General features: G+C 61.7%; 18 protein-coding genes. 12 read left to right on the top strand and 6 right to left on the bottom strand.

Annotated elements, in window-relative coordinates:
- Positions 1–47: 47 nt before the first annotated feature.
- Positions 48–4,307, top strand: a complete 4,260-nt coding sequence (locus Q5H93_RS19015) for a beta strand repeat-containing protein (RefSeq protein ID WP_305008237.1) — start codon at positions 48–50, stop codon at positions 4,305–4,307.
- A gap of 83 nt (positions 4,308–4,390) precedes the next feature.
- Here Q5H93_RS19015 and Q5H93_RS19010 read toward each other — a convergent pair whose 3' ends face one another.
- The 4 genes from Q5H93_RS19010 to Q5H93_RS18995 form a co-directional block, all read right to left on the bottom strand.
- Positions 4,391–5,416: a ComEA family DNA-binding protein gene (locus tag Q5H93_RS19010; RefSeq protein ID WP_305008236.1), complete on the bottom strand. Its 1,026-nt coding sequence runs from the start codon at positions 5,414–5,416 to the stop codon at positions 4,391–4,393.
- Positions 5,417–5,493: 77 nt separating this feature from the next.
- Positions 5,494–6,504 (bottom strand): hypothetical protein, encoded by a 1,011-nt coding sequence (locus Q5H93_RS19005; RefSeq protein ID WP_305008235.1) that lies wholly within the window; start codon positions 6,502–6,504, stop codon positions 5,494–5,496.
- A 182-nt stretch (positions 6,505–6,686) separates the two neighbouring features.
- Complete coding sequence (locus tag Q5H93_RS19000; RefSeq protein ID WP_305008234.1) at positions 6,687–7,718, bottom strand: hypothetical protein; 1,032 nt, start codon at positions 7,716–7,718, stop codon at positions 6,687–6,689.
- Positions 7,719–7,808: 90 nt separating this feature from the next.
- Positions 7,809–8,465 carry a hypothetical protein gene (locus Q5H93_RS18995; protein ID WP_305008233.1) on the bottom strand — a complete coding sequence of 219 codons (657 nt, stop codon included), beginning with the start codon at positions 8,463–8,465 and terminating at the stop codon, positions 7,809–7,811.
- 209 nt (positions 8,466–8,674) lie between these two features.
- On the opposite strand from Q5H93_RS18995, the gene uvrA reads away from it, so the two are divergent.
- The 6 genes from uvrA (at position 8,675) to prmA (ending at position 15,943) form a co-directional block, all read left to right on the top strand.
- Positions 8,675–11,512 (top strand): excinuclease ABC subunit UvrA, encoded by a 2,838-nt coding sequence (uvrA, locus tag Q5H93_RS18990; RefSeq protein ID WP_305008232.1) that lies wholly within the window; start codon positions 8,675–8,677, stop codon positions 11,510–11,512.
- Between the two features lie 30 nt (positions 11,513–11,542).
- Complete coding sequence (locus Q5H93_RS18985) at positions 11,543–12,595, top strand: LamG-like jellyroll fold domain-containing protein (RefSeq protein ID WP_305008231.1); 1,053 nt, start codon at positions 11,543–11,545, stop codon at positions 12,593–12,595.
- 177 nt (positions 12,596–12,772) lie between these two features.
- Complete coding sequence (locus Q5H93_RS18980) at positions 12,773–13,666, top strand: TspO-related membrane protein (protein WP_305008230.1); 894 nt, start codon at positions 12,773–12,775, stop codon at positions 13,664–13,666.
- A 79-nt stretch (positions 13,667–13,745) separates the two neighbouring features.
- A complete protein-coding gene (tpiA, locus tag Q5H93_RS18975; RefSeq protein WP_305008229.1) occupies positions 13,746–14,513 on the top strand; it encodes a triose-phosphate isomerase in 768 nt (255 codons plus the stop codon).
- Positions 14,514–14,625: 112 nt separating this feature from the next.
- Positions 14,626–15,000 (top strand): 7(1) septoil knot domain-containing protein, encoded by a 375-nt coding sequence (locus Q5H93_RS18970; protein ID WP_305008228.1) that lies wholly within the window; start codon positions 14,626–14,628, stop codon positions 14,998–15,000.
- Between the two features lie 112 nt (positions 15,001–15,112).
- The gene (gene prmA / locus Q5H93_RS18965; protein WP_305008227.1) at positions 15,113–15,943 is read left to right on the top strand and encodes a 50S ribosomal protein L11 methyltransferase; all 831 of its coding nucleotides are present in this window, start codon (positions 15,113–15,115) and stop codon (positions 15,941–15,943) included.
- Between the two features lie 64 nt (positions 15,944–16,007).
- On the opposite strand, the gene Q5H93_RS18960 is transcribed toward prmA, so the two are convergent.
- On the bottom strand, positions 16,008–16,787 hold the full coding sequence (locus tag Q5H93_RS18960) for a LytR/AlgR family response regulator transcription factor (RefSeq protein WP_305008226.1): 780 nt from the start codon (positions 16,785–16,787) through the stop codon (positions 16,008–16,010).
- Positions 16,757–17,878, bottom strand: coding sequence for a sensor histidine kinase (locus Q5H93_RS18955; RefSeq protein WP_305008225.1), 1,122 nt, complete (start codon positions 17,876–17,878; stop codon positions 16,757–16,759). The genes Q5H93_RS18960 and Q5H93_RS18955 overlap by 31 nt, the downstream gene beginning before the upstream one ends.
- A 290-nt stretch (positions 17,879–18,168) precedes the next feature.
- Between Q5H93_RS18955 and Q5H93_RS18950 the strand changes: the two genes are divergently transcribed.
- The 5 genes from Q5H93_RS18950 (at position 18,169) to Q5H93_RS18930 (ending at position 23,349) form a co-directional block, all read left to right on the top strand.
- Positions 18,169–19,332, top strand: coding sequence for a cytochrome-c peroxidase (locus Q5H93_RS18950; protein ID WP_305008224.1), 1,164 nt, complete (start codon positions 18,169–18,171; stop codon positions 19,330–19,332).
- A gap of 56 nt (positions 19,333–19,388) precedes the next feature.
- Positions 19,389–19,556, top strand: a complete 168-nt coding sequence (locus Q5H93_RS18945) for a hypothetical protein (RefSeq protein WP_305008223.1) — start codon at positions 19,389–19,391, stop codon at positions 19,554–19,556.
- 155 nt (positions 19,557–19,711) lie between these two features.
- Positions 19,712–21,949, top strand: coding sequence for a T9SS type B sorting domain-containing protein (locus Q5H93_RS18940; protein WP_305008222.1), 2,238 nt, complete (start codon positions 19,712–19,714; stop codon positions 21,947–21,949).
- 108 nt (positions 21,950–22,057) lie between these two features.
- Positions 22,058–22,300, top strand: a complete 243-nt coding sequence (locus Q5H93_RS18935; RefSeq protein WP_305008221.1) for a PqqD family protein — start codon at positions 22,058–22,060, stop codon at positions 22,298–22,300.
- Positions 22,297–23,349 (top strand): ATP-grasp domain-containing protein, encoded by a 1,053-nt coding sequence (locus tag Q5H93_RS18930; protein ID WP_305008219.1) that lies wholly within the window; start codon positions 22,297–22,299, stop codon positions 23,347–23,349. Before Q5H93_RS18935 ends, Q5H93_RS18930 begins: the two co-directional genes overlap by 4 nt.
- The last annotated feature ends 83 nt before the right edge of the window (positions 23,350–23,432 follow it).

Here is a 23,432-nt window from a genome sequence, read left to right as displayed (position 1 = left end):
GGCCAATCGGGTTGCTTTTGCTTTTCCCCCATTATTACCATTTTCGTATGCGTGAACGCACTTTACTAATTTACCCTTCGGGTAACGAAAACCACCAGTCGGGCCGCTTGCGCCGCCTCGGCCGCTGGCTGAGTCTGGCCCTGCTGGCCCTGAGTGGCCCGGCCGCATTTGCCCAGCTTTCGGGCACCTACACCATCAACAGCGCCCTGCCCACGGGCGGCACCAACTACGCCAGCTTCGGGGCGGCGGCGACGGCCCTGGCCACGGGCGTGAGCGGCCCCGTTACCTTCAACGTGAGCGGCGGGCCTTATACCGAGCAGCTGGCGCTGTCGGCCATCAGCGGCGCCAGCGCTACCAACCGCATCACTTTCAACGGCAACGGGCGCACCATTCGGTTTGGCTCCAGCACCACCGGCTCGCGGGCCGTAGTGGCCCTCAATGGCGCCGACTACGTGACCATCGACAGCCTCAACATCGACGCCACCAACGGCGGTACGCCTGGCACCTACGGCTGGGGCGTACACCTGACCGGCCAGGCCGACAACAACATTGTGCGCCGCAGCACGATAACTACGTCAACCAGCGCTACTACTACCAATTACGCGGGTATCGTAGTAAGCGGCAGCGCCTCCACGGCCACCACCACCGGCAACAACGCCAACAACCTGCTGCTGGAGCGCAACACCATCATCGGGGGCTACTACGGCGTGACGCTGATAGGCTCTTCGGCCTCGCGTGGCGCAGGCAACGTGCTGCGGAATAACATTATCCGCAACTTTTATTACTACGGCGTGTACGACTCGTACCAGAACGGCGTGCTGCTGAGCGGCAACGACCTGAGCCGCCCCAACCGCGGCGATGCCGGCACCGGCTACGGCCTCTACGTGTATTACAACACCGGCGGGCGCGTCGAGAACAACCGCCTGCACGACTTCTACACCGCCAGCCCGACTTCGACCCTGGCCTTTTACGGCGTCTACCTGTACTATTCCGACGGTACTTCGGGCGCCCCCATCGAAGTGGTGAACAACCAGATTCATCACGACAAGGGCGCGGGTGTTGCCTATGGCCTCTATAACTACTACTCTGATTTTGTGAATCACTACCACAATACGGTAGTGTTCGACAACCCCGCCCAGGCCACCGGCAACGTGCGGGCCGCCTACATCTACAACTCGAACAGCGTAGCGCTGCGCAACAACATTCTCTACAATACGCAGCCGTCGAGCTCGGGCTCGTTTGCCTACTATAACTACGCCACGGCCACCTACACCGGCCAAAGCTCAAACTACAACGACCTTTACGTGGCCCCGGGCGGCTACATCGGCTACTCGGGCACCTCTACCGCAGCCACGACGGGCGCCACCACGCTGGCCGCCTGGCAAAACCAGGGCTTCGACCAGAACTCGGTGTCGGCGAACCCTATCTTCGTCAATGCCGCAGCCAACAACCTGACCCCCACGGCGGCGGCCGTCAACGCGGCGGGCACCACGACCACCCTCGCCACCGTGCCCCGCGATGCCAACGGCACCACCCGCACCAGCCCGCCCGACCTCGGCGCCCTGGAATTTACGCCCGCTACCAACGACGTGGGCCTCGTGCGCATCGATTCGCCCACGGCCCCGGTAGGCGTCGGCAGCGCCCCGGTTAGCATTACCTTGCTGAACAACGGCATTTCACCCCTCACCACGGTGCAGGTGCAGTACGTGCTCAATAACGGCACGCCCGTCACGCAGGTACTCACCCTGAGCCCGGCCCTGGCCTCGGGCGCCAGCCGCACGGTATCGTTCACCACGCCCGCCACGCTCGTATCGGGTATCAATACGCTCAGCATCAGTGTCAGCGCCCCCAACGGCGCCGCCGACCCTACCCCGAGCAACAACACGCTGTCGGCCACCTTCTACACCGCCCTGGCGGGGGTATATACCATCGACAAAACCCTGCCGACGAGCGGCCGCAACTTCGCCAGCTTCACCGATGCTGCCGCGGCGCTGAATAGCTCGGGCATTGCAGCCTCGGTACGCTTTAACGTGCTGAATGGGCCTTACAACGAGCAATTTAGCCTGGGCGTGGTGGCCGGCGTGAGTGCCACCGATACCATTGGGGTAGATGGCGGCGCCAGCAAGCAGACGCTACGCTACTCGGGCACGGTATCGCAGCCGGCGGCCGTGCTGCTCAACGGCACCGACTACGTAACGCTGAACAACCTGACCATCGACGTGTCGGCCGGTGCTACCTACGGCGTAGGCGTGCATCTGGTGGGCCAGGCCAATAATAACCGCATCAGCAACAGCGTAATTGTGGGCACTACCACCGCTACTTCCGCCACGGCTAATTCGGCCATCGCGACGAGCGGTAGCGTCACTTCGGGCACCAGTGCCGGTGATGCCAACAACCTGCGCATCGAAAACAACGTGCTGAGCGGCGGCTACTACTGCCTGCGCGTGAACGGCCTCAGCACCGCCAGCCCTGGTACGGGCCTGCGCATCATCGGCAACGAAGTGCGGGACTTTTACTTCTACGGCGTGTATCTCAGCAACAGTAGTGGTCCGCGCATCCTGGCGAACAACGTGCACCGGCCGGTGCGCAGCACCACCACTTTCTATGGCATCTATCTGACGGGCGTGGTGGGCGCGAACGTGGAGCGCAACCGCATCCACGACCCATTTGGCACCAATACGGCCTCTACCTCGGCCTCTTATGCCTTCTACCTGACGGCCAGCGACGCCACCGCTGCCGCGCCGAACGACTTCGTAAACAATGCCGTGTATAGCTTCAATAGCAACGGCACGGAGTACGGGGTGTATAATACCAGCTCGGACTACATGCGCTTATTCCACAATACAATTGTACTCGACAATGCCAATGCCGGCGGCACCGGCATCAGCTACGGCTTCTACCAGACGACGGCTGCCACGGGCATTGATATTCGCAACAACCTTTTCAGCATCACGCGCGGCGGCACGGCTGCCCGCTACGCCCTGTACTTTGTGACGACGACCTCGGGCATTACTTCGAACTACAACGACCTGCACATCGGCGCCGGCACGAACTACTACACCGGCCGCTTTGGCACCGTCAACTACGCTACGCTGGCCAACTGGCGCACTGCCAACAGCGGCGCCTATGATGCGAACAGCTTGCAGGAAAATCCTCTGTTTGTGGCCGCCGCCACCGGCAACCTCGAGCCGACGGCCGTGATTCTGAACGGCGCGGGCACGCCCGCGCTGCTCACCCGCGTGCCCACCGACCTCGTGGGTACCGCCCGCACCGGTGCGCCCGACCCCGGCGCCGTTGAGTTCACGCCCGTGAGCAACGACGTGGCCGTGGTCAGCATCGATGCCCCCACGGCCACGGCCACCCCTGGCATCAACCCCGTAACCGTGACCATCCGCAATGGTGGTACGGCCGTGCTTACGGCCGTGACCCTGAGCTACGTAGTAGATAGCGGCACGCCCGTCTCGCAGAACTTCACCGGCCTCACGCTGGCGGCGGGCGCTACGCAGCAGCTCACTTTCACCAACGGCTTCACGGTGGCCAGCGGCCCCCACACCCTCACCGTGACGGGCAGCCTGCCCAACGGGGCCGCCGACGGCAATGCTACCAACAACAGCCAGACCATCAGCTTTAACCAGCCCACGCCCGACAACGACGAACCCTGCACCGCCATTGGCATCAGCAGCACGCCCGTAGCTGGTTCCAACAGCGGCGCCAGCGCCAGCCAGCAAACCGGCATCGTGCTGCCTTCGTGCTCACCTGCCGCCGCGCCCAAAGATGTGTGGTTCAGCTTCACGCCCACTACGCCCGACCTTGGCCTGAACATCGCCGGTTCGGCTGCCGGCATGGTGCGCGTGTTCACGTCGCCCGACTGCGCGGCTGGTCCGTTCACGCAGGTGTTCTGCCAGAGCAGCGGCGCCAACAATGCCGGCGTGGGCAACGTGACCCTGACCGGCCTCGCCGTGGGCCAGCGCTACTACGTGGCCATCTCGGGCTTCGGCAGCTCCGATACCGAGGGGGCCTTCACCATCAGCACTACCGTGGTTACCGGCACCCGCCACGCCGCCAACTACCTGCTGACCGTGTTCCCGAACCCCAGCAATACCGGTCAGCTCACGTTGCGCCTAGCCGGCTCGGCCGCCGGCACCGGCACCGCCGAGTTGCTCAACGCCCTGGGCCAGTCGGTGCTGCGCCAGCCCCTGAGCGGCGCCGAAGCCGAGCTGAGCACCCGCGGCCTGGCCGCGGGCCTCTACACGCTGCAAGTGCGCGCCGGCGGGCAGGTGATGACCCGCAAAGTAGTGCTGCAATAAGTCACTTCTGGTTTAGCAGCCAGCTGTAAATTGAAAAGGCCCCGCCATTGGCGGGGCCTTTTTTGTAGGGCGAAAGGGAGGCGTTAGTCGCAGCGCACGTAAGGCCGCAGCTTCTCCAAATCAGCTTCTTTTAAAAACGCAATCTGTTTCAAATCAGCCACCGTTTTGAACGGCCCGTGCTGATTCCGGTACGCCACAATGGCCCGTGCCAGCGGCTTGCGGATGCAGGGGTGAAAGCACATCTCATCAAAAGTGGCCGAGTTGATGGGCACCTGTTTTGGCACGAAGCCGGGCGCTACAAAGGTGTATTTCTGCACGCTATCCACCAAATCCGGCGCCTCTTTAAACGACCAGATGTCGTTCAACTGCTTCTCATTGATAAAGCCGCCCAGCAGGTTTCGCTCCTTCACCACCGCCAGCGCCTTCCAGCGCCCGATGCCCCGAATCTGCATCAGCTGCGTGGTATCGGCGGTATTTAAATCGAACGGCTGCAGGTTGCGCGGCTTGCGCACGAAGCGGCTGGGCGCCCCGTCCTGTCCGGCAGCAGTGCCATTTTTAGCGAAGGGCTCGCCGCGCCGGGACGCCTCCTCCGGCAACTGCATAAACGGCGCCAGTCGCTGATACACCGAGTCTTCTAGTCCGTACATCTTTCTGATTTTGGCCTTGTCCTTAAAGCCGCCGGCGGCCTCCTTATACTTCACCATGCGCTGGGCCACGAAATGCGGCACACCCCGCGCCTCCCAGCCTTCGGTCGTCAGCGCATTGGGGTCGAAAGGCGTCAGCGGCACCCGCGCCACGCTGGGATAGCGGCTGCTTTGGCCGTTGCGCTGCGGGTAGCGGCCGGTCAGGGCCGCGTTGCTCATGCGGTGCTCGTGCAGCGAGGCCACCAGCTGGTCGAGGCCCTGCTGGTCGGCAGCGGGCAGGTAGGTGACGAGCTGCGGGCGCCATAGCAGGGGGCCGAGCAAAAAGAACAACGCCAAGAGTAGCAGTAGTATCAGGCCCCGGGCTTCGGCGCGCGAGTAGCCCAGGTAGCGGCGGGTCCAGCGTAGCAGGCCGCGGTCGGTCCAGTGGGCGCGGGAGGGTGGGGGAGGAGCGGGTGAAACAGCCATTGGTTTTCGTTAAATAGTTGACAATAAAAAAGGCGGAGCTTGCGCCCCGCCTCAATAATACAAAAACGTCTCGAATTTTACTGTGCCGGCAGGCTCAGCAGGTAGCCGATGGTGAAGTTGGCATCCCAGTCAAATACAAATTGCTGACAGCCGGTGCCTTCGGCAATAGCCTTGTAAATATTCAGCCCGGCCTTCGACTTGGCGTTGTCGAGCTGGTAGGCGTCGGCCGCTTTCAGCACCGTAAAACGCTCCTTGCCGTTGCGCACCTGCTTGGCCAGCTCAAACGGCACACCGCCGATAATAAAGCAGGTCTGGCGCAGGGCGGCGGGCACCTGCTGGGCTTTCTCCTTCACCTGCGTGGCTACCACTTCGTCGCTGCTACCGTTCTGGAAATACTTGGCGCCGAAGGTTTCCACCGATTTCGGCGTGCCGCCTGTCAGCCACGAAATCTTGGTGTTGCCCGAGCCAATGTCCGTCACAAATGCCTTATCCGCATACGAGGGCGGCAGCACCGAGCGCAGCCCCAAAATGCCTTCTTTTTCCGGCGTCACGGTGTTCACCACGTAGTTCAGGCTCTTGAGGGCTTTGATAATCTTACCCGTATTCTCAGCCTTGAGAGCACCCGAGCTCACCACGAAGTGAATATCGCGCCCGGCCACGCCAAAATCCAACATTTGCCCGATGTACGCTTTCAGGCCGCGGCGAACGTCGTCGTCCGAAGCCATGTTTTCCAGCACCAGGCTGTTGCCAAATTCGGCCTTTTCCATCTTCCAGTTGCGGTCCTTATCGATACGCACGATAAACGAGTTGAAGCCGCTGGCTCCCAGCTCTACTACACCTTTCAGCTTACCATTCACCGGCACCGGGGCTTCGTAGGCGAAAGCCTGCGTGCTGCCAGCCGCTGTCGAAGCGGCCGGTGAGTTATTGTCAACTACGGCATTGCCGGGCTCGGTGGCAATCTGGGTGTTGGCCGAAGTGGTAGCTGGCGCCGCCAGCTTGTCGCCCGCGAAGTAGCGGAAGCCGAAATACACGGCCGCCACCACGATAAGCGTGATAATGAGCCGGCCGGCGAGGGTTATGCGTTGCATGTGAGAGTTGGGGGTGTTTGGTGTTTGTAATTTAGAACGTCATCCTGAGCGCAGCGAAAGGACCTCGCCCGCTTCTCTGTGGTAGTAATTTCTTTCAGTTGAATGATTGGGATTACTGCTGCAGGCGGCGCGGGTGAGGTCCTTTCGCTGCGCTCAGGATGACGTTCTTTTTGTTCAGAAAATCAGTTCAGCAAATCCCGGTAGCCCGCGTCCTTGGCCGGAAACTCCTCCGTGCCGCGCGCGCTCAGCGTGGTACCTTCCGATTTGGCATCCAGGTTCACTAGCTTGATATCGCCGCGATTGTAGGCGTCCAGCATGGCTGCGCCCTTGTCCGAGAGCACGCCGTTCTGCACGTCCACCGAGTTGATGAAGTCCATCGACAAATCCATGGCGCGCTTCATTTCGCCCAGCTTCTGGCTCATGTCGTCCTGGATGTATTCCATCGACTCGTCGAAGTAAAACTTCTTGTCCGGGTCGCCCTTGAAGATGCTTACGGCCGTGCGCAGGGCGCTGGAGCTTTCCTTCACAATCTTGTATTCCACCTCCTTGAGGCGCACCTTGATTTCGGTTTCCTTGATGATGTAGTCGGCGCTGGTGTTCACTTTCTCCATGAAAGCCAGCACCATCTTGATGTTGCGCTGCAGCGGCAGCAGCTTCTCGTTCATCTGCTGCAGGCCCGCGCCTTCGATGGTAGCCAACTGCGCCGCTTCCTTCATGCCGGGGCGCTGGGTGGCCAGGCTGCTGGCCTTGTTGGCCTCGGCAAATTTCTGCTTGATTTCCTCGTTGTTCTCGTTGATTTTCTTGTTCAGCTTCACCATCTGCCCGGCCAGGGTATCAATCTGGCCTTGCATTTTCTGGCGCTTCTGCTTGAGGTCCTCGATGTAGATTTTGAGGATGGCAATCGGGTCAAGCTGAATAACGAGGCCCGTAATCTTGCGCATCAGCGTCTTAAACAGGAAGAAGAGCCCCGTGCGAATGTCGCGGCTCGTGACCAGGAAAATGACCAGCGCCAACGCCCCCAGCAGGAACATCAGGTGCAGCGTATTCCGGGCCACGTCAATGAGAAACTTCACAATCTCATTGTAGTAATAGAGCCCGGTGCCGAACAGGCCGGCCACTACGACCAGCCCCAGCAGCCCCTCGGGCCGCGACCAAAACGAGCGCCGCTCCGCCTCGGTGGAGCCGCCTAGCTGTGAAAAATCAGGAGTTGCCATAATGGGAGTTAAAAGTTTTAAGTTAAAAGTTAAAAGTGCGGTAGGTCTTAAAACGAAAGGATTTTAACTTTTCATTTTTAACTTTTAACTCTATTTCAGATACTGCCCAATCTTGGCCACGTCGTCCTTAATCTGCTGCGTAAAGTGCCCATACGTCGCCTCGTAATTCTGCCGGTTCTGCGTCAGCTTGCCGCTCTGGTCCTTGATTTCGCCGCCAATAGCCTTCAGCCGCTCCGTATTGGTGACGATGCGCTGCTGGATTTCGGCCAGCTGCCTAGTCAGGGTTTCGTTATCGGCCTGCAGCTGGGTTAGCTCTTTTTCTAGGCCGCCCACCCGCTCATTGATGGCGGCCTCTACGCTTTTATTGAAAGAGTCACGGTCGGCCGCCAGCGAGTTCAGATATTGGTTGGCCGCATTGGTGAGCACCGTCACATCAGGCGCGCCGCCCATGGCCTTAAAGCTAGCCCAGGCTGCCTGAAACTGCTTGTCCTCGCTCAGCCCCAGGCCCGCCAGCCCGCGCAGGGCTTCGCGGAACTCGAAGTAATCGGGACCGGGCAGGTTGCTTTTGGCCAGCACGTTGGCAAAATGCTCCGCAAACTTGGCGTCGATGGAGCCGGGCGGGAGCGGAGCGGGCTGCGGGGCCGCCGGCGCACCCGTTGGCGTGGTGGCCGCTGGCGACGGCCCAGGTTCGGCATCCTTGATGAAAAAGCTCAGGATTTTGTGGCCGAGGTTATCCGATTCGGGCATAAGCGGGGCTAAGGGAAGGGAAAACGGTAGCAATGTTACTACGCTGGCGCCAATTTTAGCCGGACTGCTATACCAAAATAGCTACCCGGCGCGCCAATAACGGCGACTTGGCCCGCCGGGATGCCGGGCACGGCTCCGCCGGCCGTAATTTCGTAGCCGCAGCGGCTTCCGCCGAAACCTTCCGACCCCCGCCCGCTGTTCATCTGGCTATGCCCAAAAAAGACGCTCTGCAAGTGGCCGCCCCCGCGGCCGACCCGATTGATAACCTCGACCCCCGCGAATTTATTCTCATTAAAAACGCTCGGGTTCACAATCTTAAAAACCTGAGCGTGGCGCTGCCGCGCAACCAGTTCATCGTCGTCACGGGCTTGTCGGGCTCGGGTAAGTCGTCGCTGGCTTTTGATACCTTGTACGCTGAAGGCCAGCGCATGTACGTGGAAAGCCTGAGCAGCTACGCCCGGCAGTTCCTGGGCCGCATGGACAAGCCCGACGTGGACTACATCCGCGGCATCTCGCCGGCCATTGCCATCGAGCAGAAGGTCAGTATCAAGAACAACCGCTCGACCGTCGGCACCAGCACCGAGATTTACGACTACCTCAAGCTGCTCTACGCCCGGGTGGGCCGCACGTATTCGCCCGTCAGCGGCGAGCAGGTGCGCAAGGACAACGTGGCCGACGTGGTGGACTTCTTGGCCAAGCTGCCCGAGGGCACCCGCGCCATGATTCTGGCCCCGCTGACGCCCACCGAAAAAGGCCGCCCCATGAGCAAGGAGCTGGACCTGCTGCTGCAAAAAGGCTACAGCCGCGTAGTGGTGGAGGGCGAAATGGCCCAAATCGAAGACCTGCTCGCCGAAGGCCAGCCCGAGGTAAAAGGCGACGTGTTCATTATGATTGACCGCGCCGTGCTGCGGCCCGACGATGAAGACCTGCTGTTCCGCCTCTCCGACTCGGTGCAAACCGCATTTTTCGAAGGCCACGGCACCTGCCTGGTGAAGCTCGACGACGAGACGCGCACCTTCTCCGACAAGTTTGAGCTCGACGGCATCGTTTTTGAAGAGCCCAGCGTCAACTTCTTCTCTTTCAACAATCCCTACGGCGCCTGCCATACCTGCGAAGGCTTCGGCTCAGTGCTGGGCATTGATGAAGACCTCGTTATTCCCGACAAAAGCCTGACGGTGTACGAAGGCGCCATCGCGCCCTGGCGCACCGAAAAGCAGGGCGAATGGCTGAAGCCGCTGCTCAAGAATGGTATTCGCTTCGACTTTCCCATTCACCGCCCCTACAGCGAGTTGAGCGAGGCCGAGCAGCGCCTGCTCTGGACGGGCAATAAGCACTTCCAGGGCCTCAACGACTACTTCAAGTGGGTGAGCGAGCAAACCCACAAAATCCAGTACCGGGTGCTGCAAAGCCGTTACCGCGGCCGCACCACCTGCCCCGATTGCCGCGGCACCCGCCTGCGCAAAGACGCGCAGTACGTGAAAATTGACGGCCGCAGCATTGCCGATGTGGTGCTGCTGCCCATCTCGGAGGCGGAGGAATTTTTTCACAATATGAACCTGAGCGAGCACGAGGCCAAAGTGGCCGAGCGTCTCGTGACGGAAATCACCAACCGTCTGAGCTACCTCAACCGCGTTGGCCTGGGCTACCTGACCTTGAACCGCTTGAGCAACACGCTCAGCGGCGGCGAAAGCCAGCGCATTTCGTTGGCTACCTCGCTGGGCTCGGCGCTGGTGGGCTCGATGTACGTGCTCGATGAGCCCAGCATCGGCCTGCACCCCAAGGATGCCGAGCAGCTCATCGGCGTGCTGCGCTCGCTGCAAAAGCTGGGCAATACCGTGGTAGTGGTGGAGCACGAGGAGAAGATGATGGAGGCGGCCGACCAGATTATCGACATCGGCCCCGAGGCCGGCAGCGGCGGCGGCAACCTGATGTTCCAGGGCAGCTACGCCGAGCTGCTGCGCGATACCGAAACCTACACCGGCCAGTATCTGAGCGGCAAAATGGAGGTGAGCATGCCCAAAGTGCGCCGCCCTTGGCGCAACGCCCTGGAGCTGACCGGCGCCCGCGAAAACAACCTTAAGAATGTGAGCGTCAAATTCCCGCTGGGCGTGATGACGGTGGTGACGGGCGTATCGGGCTCGGGCAAATCGACGCTCGTCAAGCGCATCCTGGCGCCGGCGCTGATGAAGCAACTGGGCGGCGGCGCGGGCGAAAGCACCGGCAAGTTCGACAAGCTGACGGGCGTGCAGGGTCAGGTGTCGCACGTCGAATTCGTGGACCAGAACCCCATCGGCAAGTCGTCGCGCTCGAACCCGGTGACGTACGTGAAAGCTTACGACCAGATTCGCAGCCTCTTTGCCGACCAGGCGTTGGCCAAGGCGCGGGGCTACAAGCCCTCGCACTTCTCCTTCAACGTGGAGGGCGGGCGCTGCGAGGTGTGCCAGGGCGAGGGCCAGGTGAAAATCGAGATGCAGTTCATGGCCGACATTTACCTGACCTGTGAAAGCTGCGGCGGCCGGAAATTCAAGCAGGACATTCTGGAAGTCAAATTTCAGGACAAGAGCATTGACGAGGTGCTGGAGCTGACGGTTTCTGATGCCGTCGAGTTCTTCAAAACCCAGCCCAAAGTAGCCGAGCGCCTGAAACCGCTCGACGACGTGGGCCTGGGCTACATCCGCCTCGGGCAGTCGGCCAACACGCTCTCGGGCGGCGAGGCCCAGCGCGTGAAGCTCGCCAGCTTCCTTACTAAAGGCGCTTTGCTGCAGCACGATAAAATCCTGTTCATCTTCGATGAGCCCAGCACCGGCCTGCACTTTCACGACATCAGCAAGCTGCTCACGGCCCTCAACGCGCTGGTGGAGCAGGGCAACTCGGTGCTCATCATCGAGCACAACATGGATATCGTGAAGTGCGCCGACTGGATTATCGACATGGGCCCGGAAGGCGGCCTCAACGGTGGGCATCTGCTGTTTGAAGGCACGCCCGAGGAGTTGGTCAAGCTCAAGGATACCAATCATACAGCCCGCTTCCTGGCCGAGAAGGTGTAGCTTTGCCGTATTCACTTTAATAGTACGAATATGAAACGACTAACTATACTCCTTGCCGTAATCGCGCTGTCTCTGCAAACCGCGCATGCGCAGATTAACCTGAACAGCGGGCTGTTGGGGCGTTTCCCTTTCGATGGCAATTCTGTCGACGTAAGTGGGAACATGGGTAGCTCAACTGACTACAGTGTGACTTACGCCGCTGATGCACGCGGCCAGGCCAACGGCGCCCTGCGGCTGAATGGGGCGGGCAGGGTAGACATTACGCCCGACGGCTTACTGGATTTTGGCACGACGGGTAGCTTCAGCTTTTCGGTGGCGTTCCGCACGCTGTCGTCGGGTACCCAGTCGTTTTTCACCAACCGCGGCAATATGACCGCAGGAACCAGTAATGCCTGGCCCGTGGGCTGGCGGCTGGGCTTCGATAATACCCAGGTTGGCAAGGTGTATCTGGATTTGTTTGGGTTTTTGCCCAACACCAATGCCAGCCTGGGGCTGGCCACCCAAGCCTCATTCAACGACGGGCTGTGGCACACCGCCGCCATCACCGTGAACCGGAGCACACAGCAAATCAGGATTTATGTGGATGGGGCCGCCCAGGCGCTGACCTATGTGTCCACTAACCCTACGTATGGTAACGTTACCGGCACGGTGTTTCAGTACGGCCAGCAGTTAGCCGCCACGATGAGCCTCAATCCGGGGTATGCCAATGGGGTGCTTGTGAATAGTTTTGGCGTCAGCCTGAACGGTAGCCTCGATGAGGCCCGGTTCTACAACCGGGTGCTGAGTGTAGCGGAGGTGCAGAGCCTGTCTTCGCTGGTGCTGGCCACCAAAGCTACCGAAGCGAGCGCTGCTATTCAGATATTTCCCAACCCCGCAGCGGCCGGGCGGTTCACGGTGAAGCTGCCGGCCGCAGCGTCCGCTCCGCGTCTGAGGGTGTACACGCTGATAGGGCAGCAGGTGCAACCAATTGTAAAACAAGTTGCTCCGCAGGAAATACAGGTTGCCGGCCTGCAGGCCGGACTTTACATGGTTCGGGTCGAGGGGGCGGGCCAGCCATTTTCCCGTTGGCTTCGCGTCGAGTAGCAGCGGGCTTGGGAGAAATTAAACGAAAGGTCGTAAGCTGCTCCATTGAACTAACCCGGTTCGACCAAGCCTAAACCTTCCGACCGGGGAAAGGCTGGTATTAGTCGACCCAGTGAGTTAATCCGTACCCCGGCTGACATGCGTAAGTGTAGCCCGCGCTATACTTGTACTTCTTCTATGATTCCAAATCCCACCCCGCCCGACCATTACGCCGCCCCCGACCTTCGCCCAATCGGCCGGTTGTGGCGCCTGATAACACTGTTGGCCATTTTGGCTAACATTGTTTTAGCTTATCTGTCCAATACCGGTGCCTTTAATGGGCAAAGCATGGGTGAAGTATCGGCCAAGTACCCGACGCTGCTCACGCCGGCGGGCTATGCCTTCAGTATCTGGGGGCTGATTTACCTAGGGATGGTGGCGTACGGCATCTGGCAGCTACTGCCGGCGCAGCGCAAATTGTCGCTACCCGATGCGGTGGCCCAGCCCCTCACGCTGGCCAACCTGGGCAGTGCTGCCTGGGTGGTGTTGTTTGCCTACGAGCAGATTTTGCTCAGCCTGGGCGTGATGTTGTTGGTACTGGTATCGCTGATAGTGGCTTACGGGCGGGCCCGCCGCCGGGTGCTGGTAGATGCCGCCCCGGCTTGGGTGAGCGTACCACTGGCCATCTATCTGGGCTGGATTTCGGTGGCGGCCACTATCAATATTATTATTGGCCTGCAAAATGTCGGTCTGGCATTCAGTGGTGGTATCCCGGTATTGCTGGCTTATGTGTTGATAATTCTTATAGTGGTGCTGGCCCTGATAATGAGCCGCGCCTTCAGTGCCATCGTCTTTGCCCTCACGGTGGCTTGGGCACTAGTGGGCATCTGGGTAGTGCAGCTGCGCGAAATACCGGAGCTGGGCTGGACGGCTCTGGCCGGGGCCGTGGTGGCAATAGTGGGCGGCAGTGCAATGGCCCGCAACGGTAAGAAAAAGGCTCCATGGGAAATAGCCGCCGAAGCCGCCGCCGCCGCCGAGGCCGAAATAGTAGCCGCCCGCCTGGCCGCCGAAAAAGAGCGCGCCGGCGAATAAAGTCCATCGGGTAGGTGGCCCCGCGTTTGCCTGTTAGCTTTGTGGCGCTAATTCTTCACGACTTTAACCGCCCTCGCTTATGCGCCAACACCTCGTTGCCGGCAACTGGAAAATGAACATGACGTACCAGGATGGCCTTGCCCTGGTATCAGAAATCACCAACATGGTGGCCGACGAAGTGAGCGGCCCGCAGGCGCCGCAAGTGGTTATCTGCCCGCCGTTTCCCTTTCTCCATAGTGTGGGCAAGCTGCTGCCGCAGGGCTCGCGCTTCTACCTGGGTGCTCAGAATTGCCACCAGAAGGAAGGCGGCGCCTTTACCGGCGAAATCTCGCCCAAAATGCTGGCCTCGGTGGGCTGCGAATACGTGATTCTGGGCCATTCGGAGCGCCGCCAGTACTTTGGCGAAGACGATGAGCTGCTGAGCCAGAAGCTGAAAGCTGCTCTGGCCGCGGGCCTCACGCCCATCTTCTGCATCGGCGAAAGCCTCGAAACCCGCGAGGCCGACGAAACTTTCGATTTCCTGGCCAAACAGCTCAAGGACGGCCTGTTTCACCTCAGCAATGAGGAGTTCGACAAGGTGGTTATTGCCTACGAGCCCATTTGGGCCATCGGCACCGGCCGCACGGCCAGCAGCGCCCAGGCGCAGGAGGTGCACGCCTTTATCCGCGAGCAGATTGCCCGCGCCTACGACGCCGAAGCCGCCCAAAATACCACCATCCTCTACGGCGGCTCGGCCAACGCCCAGAATGCCCGCGAGCTGTTCGCGCAGCCCGACGTTGACGGCGGCCTCATCGGCGGCGCCTCGCTGAAGTCGCGCGACTTCACGGAAATCATCAAATCATTCTAGGAGTTATGAGTTTTAAATTATGAGTTATGAGTTGTAAAACTGGGCTGATTTATGCTTTGTCAGCGTTGCCCTCAACTCATAACTCTTAACTCATAATTCATAACTCATTATCATGTTTTCCTTCCTGCTTTCCGCGCTACTTGCCTTCGCTCCGGCTCCTGCAGCAACTACCGTTGCCGTGCCCGCCGTGGCCCCGGCCGGCTCCTACGACCCCTGCAAAATCTTCGGCTCGGTATACCTCGAAACCGACCCGCGGCGGCGTGGTAACTGCTTTGGCGTGGTGTACATAGAGCCGGAAGAAGCGTTTGCTAACCTCATCGTTTTCAAGGAAAACAACAAGCTGTTTGCCGACAAGGCGGGCCTGTGGGCCGAAGCGCCCAACCGCGAATTTGCCGACTATGCACTATTCGTGACCACCGACCGGGGGCAGGCCGATTTTTCCATTCATTACACCACCGTGCGCTCGTTTGCGGGCTGCAAAAACTGACTTGAGTTATGAGTTACGAGTTATGAATTATGAGTTTCAGGTGGGCTAATCCGGCCTGACAAACTCTGGTTTTCAACTCATAATTCATAACTCGTAACTCATAACTCACAAAGTGGATTTCATTGAAGTAACCGTACTGGCTCCGGCCGAGCTGTCTGATATTCTCATTGCCGAGCTGGCCGAAGTAGGCTTCGATACCTTCGAAGAAAACGACGCCGGCTTCTGTGCTTACACCACAGAGGACGTGTTCAATCCCGACGCGGTGGCCGAAATCATGAGCCGCTACGAGGCGCAGGGCGAGTTGAATTACTCGCACCGCATCATCACCCGCCAAAACTGGAATGCCGAGTGGGAGAAGAACTTTCAGCCGCTGGTAATTGCTGAGCGGGTGTCGGTGCGGGCGCCGTTCCATCCCAAGCCCGAGGGCGTGGAGCACGACATCGTCATCATGCCGCGCATGTCGTTTGGCACCGGCCACCACGAAACTACCGCGTTGATGATTGAAAACCAGCTCGACGTGGACCACCGCGGCAAGCGCGTGCTCGACATGGGCTGCGGCACGGGCATTCTGGCCATCATGGCCGAGATGCTGGGCGCCCGCCAGGTACTGGCCGTGGATGTGGAGCCCTGGACCGTGGAAAACGCCCGCGACAACGCCGCCGAAAACAACTGCCGCACGATAGAGTGCCGCCTGGGCGGCGTCGAAACCCTGGCCGACGAAGCGCCTTTCGACCTCATTCTGGCCAACATCAACCGCAACGTGCTGCTCGAAGATATGCACGAGTACGCGCGCCTGCTGCCCAGCGGCAAGCCGATTCTGTTCAGCGGTTTTTATGAGGAGGATTTGGAGAAAATCACCGCCGAGGCCGAGCGGCAGGGGCTGATGTACCAGCGCCACCGCACGCTGCGCAGCTGGGTATCGGCGCTGTATTTGAAGGCGTAAAGGGCATAAGAACGTCATCCTGAGCGTAGCGCTCAGGATGACGTTCTTTTACTGACGTTCTTGCTTACTTCCACTTGCTGAAATACGCGTCGAACCCCTCGCGGTAGCCGTCGCTCACCGGCAGCGTCTCGCCCTTAATCTGCACCGTGCCGCGCCCTACGGCCTGAATGTGATTTAGCCCCACGATATAGGAGCGGTGAATGCGCATGAATTGCCGGCTGGGCAGCTTTTCCTCCATCGAGCGCAGGCTGGTGAGCGAGAGCAAGGGGCGCGGCTGACTGACCAGGTGCACCTTCACGTAGTCTTTCAGCCCTTCGACGTAGAGGATATCGTTGAAAGCCACGCGTACCAGCTGGTATTCAACTTTTAAATACAGGTAATCCTCCATTGGCTCGGGCCCGGCGGGGGCGGGCACGGACACCGGCGCCGCGGGCGCACTGACGGCCCCGGTCCTGAGCTCGAAAAATGCTTTGGCCTTGAGCGCGGCGCGCAGAAACTCCTCGTAGTTGAAGGGTTTGAGCAGGTAATCAAGCGCATCGACCCGGAAGCCTTCGAGCGCGTACTGATTGAAGGCGGTGGTGAAGATGACGCGCTGCTGGCCCGACTGGATGACCCGCGCCAGCTCGAGGCCGCTGAGGTCGGGCATTTTGATGTCGAGGAAGAGCAATTGCACGTCGGGCTGCTCGTGCAGGGCGCGCAGGGCGGCCACGGCGCTTTCGTAGCGGCCCACCAGCTTCAGGAAAGGCGTTTGCTGGATGAAGGAGCATACCAAGCCCAGGGCCAGCGGCTCGTCATCGACGGCGATGCAGTTGATTACGACGGGAGTAGATTCAGGCTGAGACATACTTCGTATTCGCCGGCGGCGGTGTGCGGGTTGATGGTGAGGGAGTGCTGGTTGGGGTAGAGCAGGTCGAGGCGGCGCTTGGTGTTGGTGAGGCCGATGCCGCCGGGCTCGTCGTCCTCGTCGTCGGCGCGCTCAGGGAAAAGCGTGTTGCGCACGACCAGCTCGATAGACGTTTCGGTGGGCTGGCGCAGGCTGATGGAAATGGTGCTGGGGCTGGTGGCGCTCACGCCGTGCTTGAAGGCGTTTTCGACAAAGGTCAGCACAATCATGGGGGCGATGGGCTGGTCGGGGCGCGGCGGGTCGGGCGCGTCGAGGCGCACGGTGACGCGGCTGCTCAGGCGCAGGTGCATGAGCTCAATGTAGTCGCGCATGAAGCTGATTTCCTGGCTCAGGCGGGTGTGGCCGGCGGGCGTTTCGTAGAGCACGTAGCGCATCATGCGCGAGAGCCGGTGCAGCGCGGCGCGGGCCTGCTCGCCGTCGATGTGCGTGAGGGCGTAGATGTTGTTGAGCGTGTTGAAGAAGAAGTGCGGGTTGATTTGGGCTTTCAGCAGGCTCAGCTCGGTGGCTACCTGCTGGCGCTCCAATTCGAGGCGGCTTTCGGCGTCGCGCTGGGCTTTTTGCATGGCGGCGATGCTGCTGGCGATGCCCAGCACCATGAGCGACAGCAGCAGCACGCCGGGGTTGAAAAAGCCGCCGCCTTCTTCCTCGGGGCCCTGCAGGTGGGGGCGGGGCGCGCACCAGGGATTGGGTGGGTTGAGGGCGGCCTCGCGGGCGCGGGCCACCAGTTCGGGCACGTGCAGGCGCTGCTCCACTTGCTGGTGCGCCCCCAGCACCAGCAGCACGGCGCCGGCATTCACGGCCGCGTAGCTGAGCAGGCGGCGGCGCTGCAGCAGGCGCGGGGCCGCCCAGGCCACGTTCAGGTAAAACACGCCCGCCAGCAGGGCAAACACCACCGCCTGCTTGAGCCAGAACTCAGGGGGCTTGGGGCCGGGGTAGTCGGGCTGCTGGGCAATGAGCAGCACCGCTACCAAGCCCCAGACCAGGGCGTGCAGCAGCCACGTAGAGGCAGAGCGCAGGAAAGTGAGGGGCACGAGGAAAGGAGAAAGAACTGGTTGCGAAGCTACGCTGGCGGCGGCGGTCCGGCGGCGCCAAACCGCCCGGCGGGCTAGGCGCGTCGCCCAGCTCGCCCGCTGACCCGACGTGGCCGTAGCGGCGGCTTCAGCCGCCCGCTGGCGGGGCATTGGGCGGCTGAAGCCGGGAAACGGGCGGCGCCGCGCGGCAGCTAGTCGATTGGAGTTGCCAAAGGAGGGGAAAGCTGGCAAATTTGGGAAAGCACAAAAGCTGCGGTTTTGCGGCACTGCCCCTGCCCACGCATTTGCTCATGGCCTACTCCGTACTCGTTCGCTTGCTGGCTTTAGTGCTGGCTGCCGGCATGTTGCTGCTGGTAGCATGTCAGCGCGAGGTAGAAAGCCCGGCCACCGATGGCGGCTTCAGCGCCCTGCCCCTCAGCGCCCCCGCGCCCGCCGACAACCCCAGCAGCCCCGCCAAGCTGGCGCTGGGCCGGGCGCTGTTCTGGGACCCCGTGCTCTCGGCCGGGCGCGACGTGAGCTGCGCCAGCTGCCACCACCCGGCCAGCGGCTACGCCGACGGCCTCGACCTGGCCGTGGGCGTGAACGGCCAGGGCCTGGGCAGCGCCCGGCACTTCCGCTCGCCCAATACTATTCCCTTCGGCCAGCGCAACACACCTACGCTGCTGAATGTGGCTTTCAACGGTATAGCCCCCGATGGCACTTGCCAGCCCGCCGCCGCGCCCATGTTCTGGGACGAGCGGGCACGGTCGCTCGAAAGCCAGGCGTTACGGCCTTTGCTTGCGCTGGAGGAAATGCGCGGCCCCGTCTGGACCAAAGCCGGGGCGCTGGATTCCATTGTGGCCCGGCTGCGCGGCATTGCGGAATACGGCCCGCTATTTAAAGCCGCTTTTGGCGACGATGCCGCTATCGACTCCATCAACCTGGGCCGGGCGCTGGCCTGCTTCGAGCGCAGCCTCATGAACGCCGACACGCCTTTCGACCAGTACCTGCGCGGGGATAAGTCCGCGCTTAGCGCCGAGCAGCAGCGTGGCCTCACCGCCTTTGTGCAGAGCGGCTGCGCCAAATGCCACACCGGCCCCATGCTCAGCGACTACCAAACCCACGTGCTGGGGGTGGTTGATAACGAGAAGAATGTCGCCTCCGATGCCGGGCAGGGCGGCAGCTACGCCTTCCGCACGCCCAGTCTGCGCAACCTGGCCGCCACCGCGCCCTACATGCACAGTGGCAAGCTGGCCAACCTGCCCGCCGTGCTGCGCTTCTACGACCCCGGCCGCGGCCAGGCGCCGCCACTCAACGCTCACGTAACCCGCAGCCAGCGCGACCCGCTGCTGCCCACCCGCGTGACCGACCCCGAGGCCATCATTGCCTTCCTGGGCGCGCTCAACAGCAGCAGCTTCGATAAAACGGTGCCCGCCCGGGTGCCCAGCGGCCTGCCGGTGGGCGGCAATCTGTAAATGGATGTTGCCGGCCCGTGGGTCGGATTTTTTTAACCCTTTAATTCTTTGTTCTTATGCGTACTACCTTTCTTCGTCTGGGCTTCGGCCTGCTGCTGCTGGCGGGCCTCGGCCAGGCCCTGAGCTCCTGCCAGCCTACCGACGTGCGGCCCAGTGGCAAGCACGGCGGCTGCGGCACTTCCACTACGCCGGCCGATACAACCACGACCGGCGGTAATAGCTAGAAGGTTAACGGTGAAGAGTTAAAACAACAGGATTTTAACTCTTCACCGTTAAATTTTAACTTCACAAAATGCGGCTGCGCAATTCGTATTATCTTCACTAAACCACCGTTCTTATCGCCCTATCCTACGCGTCTAATTCTTACTCCTGCAACGTTATGTCTGCCCCCGTATTCAGCCGGTTTACTGGTCTGCTATTGCTTTTGCTGTTGATTGTGGGCCGTGCCTCGGCTACGCACATTGTGGGCGGCGAGCTGGATTTGCAGCACCGCAGCGGCAGCCAGTATACGCTGACGCTGAACCTGTATTTTGACGACATCTATGGCAACACGGGGGCGCTCGACCGGGAAATGCAGGCCAGCATTTTCGATAAAGCCACCGACGCCCGCAAAACCAACCTGATACTGCCGCTCACGAGCAACACGTTTGTAGATTATACCGACCCGGCCTGTGCCGTGGGCACGCTGCGCACCCGCAAGCTGGTCTACCGAACCACCGTCACGCTGGCCCCGGCGGTTTATAATAGTCCGCAGGGCTACTACGTTGCCATCGAGCGCTGCTGCCGCAACGTTTCAATTTCCAACATTCGCAGCCCCGGCGCGGCCGCGCAGACCTTCTACCTGGAATTTCCGCCCGTGACGCGCAACGGCCAGCCATTCATCGATTCGACCCCGCAGATTTTTCCGCCCCTGAGCGACTATGCCTGCCTGGGCGACCTGTTTTACTACGACTTCGGCGGCACTGATGAGGACGGCGACTCGCTGGTGTATGACATGGTGACGCCGCTGAACGGGTACTCCACCGCGGCTGACCCGGCCCCGCCTGCCGCGCCCGCGCCCTACCGTCTGGTAAACTGGAACGCGGGCCTGGGCACGGCCAACCAGATTCCCGGCTCGCCACCGCTGGGTATCGACCGCCAGACCGGGCGGCTCACGGTGCGGCCGTCCAGTATTGGTTTGTTTGTGTTTGGGGTGCGCTGCGCGGAATACCGGGCGGGCGTGAAAATAGGGGAGACGCGCCGCGACTTCCAGCTTTACGTGCTGAACTGCCCGCGCAATGCCACCCCCTCGATGGTGGTGTCGGCGGGCGCGGGCACCTACCGCCCGGGCCGCGACACGCTGCGCCTGAAGCTGGGCGGCAACCGCTGCCTGACCATCAAAACCACCGACCCCGACCCTAGCACGCGCCTCAGAATCAGTACCCACGCTGTCAATTTTACCGGCCTGGCCACCAGCTTCACCAGCAGCAGCACTGGCAGCATCCGCACCCCCGGTATGCCCGACACGCTGACCACCACGCTGTGCTTCCCCGACTGCGCCGAAACCAACGGCCAGGTGTATCTGCTCGATGTGATAGTGGCCGACAACGGTTGCAGCCTGCCCAAGCGCGACACCGTGCGGGTGGCTTTCACGGCCGATTCGGGCGGCAATATTGCGCCCGTACTCAGCAGCACCTTCGGCGCCACGGGCGATACGCTGGAGGTGCACGTAGCCGCCGGCGCCACCTTCACCGGCACGCTTACGGGTACTGATGTCGATGTCAACCCGCTGGTATTAAGTTCGGGGCAAAACTTTAATCTGGCCCAGGCGGGCATGACTTTTACCGCCCAGAACGGCACCGGGCAGGCCAGCGGCAGCTTCCGCTGGCAGCCCACCTGCCAGACCCTGCGCCCCGCCGACGGCCTGCTGGTCAGCTTTCAGCTTACGGAAAACGGCGTGTGCCAGCCCAAGCCGCAAACCCAGATAGTGCGCTTCAGGGTGATACTGCCGCCCAATGCGCCGCCGGTGCTCTCCAGCACCTTCGCCAGCCAGCCCCCGGCCGATACCGACACGCTGGTGGTGCGCGTGCGGATAAACGAAGTGTACGACGCCACCCTCACCGGCACCGATGCCGACCCCGACCCGCTCACGCTCACGGCCACCCAGGATTTTGACCTGGCGGCGGCGGGCATGGAGTTTGGCGCCCAGAATGGCCTCAGTCTCGCCAGTGGCACGTTCCGCTGGCGGCCCACCTGCCAGACCCTGCGCCGTGACGAGGGGCTGCTGATGCGCTTCCAGCTCGCCGAAAACGGCGTGTGCCAGCCGCTGCCGCAGTCGCAGCTGGTGCGCTTCGTGGCGGTGGTGCCGCAGGACACCGTGGCCTTCCGCCCGCCCAACGTCATCACCCCCAACAGCGACGGCCTGAACGACTACTTCACGCTGCCCGCCCCGCCCGCCGACCTCTGCGAATCGCGCTTTGCCGGGGTGCAGATATTCTCGCGCTGGGGACAGCAGGTGTACCAGTCGGGCGAGCGCAGCTTCCGCTGGGGCGGCGCCGGGCTGGCGGGCACTTACTACTATCTCATTACCTACACCGACGGCCGCCGCCTCAAAGGCTGGCTGGACGTGCTGCCGTAACGTGTTTAGTATTGAGTAGATAGGGTTGAGTGGTGAGTATTCAAAAGGATGCCAACCCTATTGCTCACTACTTGCTCTCACTACTCGATACCACCTACTCAATACTAAATGAAACTCAAACCCACTATTGCCCTCAGCGCCGCCGGGCTGCTCTTCAACCCTGCCACCGGCGACTCCTTCTCGGCCAACCCGGTGGCGCTCGAAATCCTGGGCTTGCTGCGGGAAGACGCCGCTCCGGAGGCCGCCAAAACCGCCGTGCTGGCCCGCTACGAGGTGGAGGCCCACCAGCTCGACAAGGATTGGGACGACCTCGTGGCCCAGCTGCGCCAGCACGATTTGCTCGACTCTTGAACCCCGCCCGCCCCCGCCTCACCGTGGCCCTCACCGGCCTCAATGCCGTGGACAGTCCCGGCCCCGGCGTGGCCGTGGCCCGCGCCCTGCGCGAAAGCCCCGCCTACGACGTGCGCCTCATCGGCCTGAGCTACGAGGCGCTGGAGCCCGGCATCTACCTGCCCGATTTGTTCGCCCGCAGCTACCAGCTGCCTTATCCCTCGGCCGGCACGGCAGCACTACGGACGCGCCTGCTCGAAATCCACGAGCGCGAGCAGCTCGACGTCATCATCCCCAATTTCGACGCCGAGCTCTACAACTTCGGCCGGCTGGCCCCGGAGCTGGCGGCGCACGGCATTCACACCTTTTTGCCCACGGCGGCCCAGCTCGAAATGCGCGACAAGCTCAACCTGGCCGCTTTCGGGGCCGAACATGGCTTGCAAGTGCCGGCCGACATGCGCCTCTTTGGAGTAGCTGATATTCCCAAAGCCGCCGCCCAACTGGGCTGGCCGCTGGTGCTGAAGGGCCGCTACTACGACGCCACCGTGTGCCACACCCCGGCCCAGGCCGAGCAGGCGTTCTGGCAGCTGCAGGCCCGCTGGGGCGCGCCGGTGCTGGCCCAGCAGTTCGTGGCCGGGCAGGAAATCAACGTGGCCGGGCTGGCCGACGGGCGCGGCGGGCTGCTCTCGGCCGTGCCCATGCGCAAGCTCTTCATCACCGACAAGGGCAAGGCCTGGGCCGGCATCACCATCGCCGACGACGCGCTGCCCGCCCTGGCCCGCCGCTTTGCCGCCGCCACCCGCTGGCGCGGCGGCTTCGAGCTGGAGCTGATGCGCACGGCCGCGGGCGAGCTGTTCATCATGGAAATCAACCCGCGCTTCCCAGCCTGGATTTACCTGGCGGTGGGAGCGGGGCACAACCAGCCCGCTGCCCTGCTGCAGCTGGCGCGGGGGGAGGCGGTAAGTGATTTCAATGAGTACGCGGTGGGGAAGATGTTCGTGCGCTACGCCTGGGATTTGGTGGTGGATAATGCGGATTTTCAGCAGATGGCGAGCGTGGGAGAACTTTGATAGAAAACCTGTCATGCTGAACGCAGTGAAGCATCCTTTCACGCCAGCCCGACGCAGTAATTAAAATCTACTGAATAGCCACC

This window comes from Hymenobacter aranciens, assembly GCF_030580865.1.
Lineage (GTDB): Bacteria > Bacteroidota > Bacteroidia > Cytophagales > Hymenobacteraceae > Hymenobacter > Hymenobacter aranciens.
The sequence above is the reverse complement of the archived record's forward strand: the minus strand, read 5'-3'. Positions and strand labels throughout refer to the sequence as shown.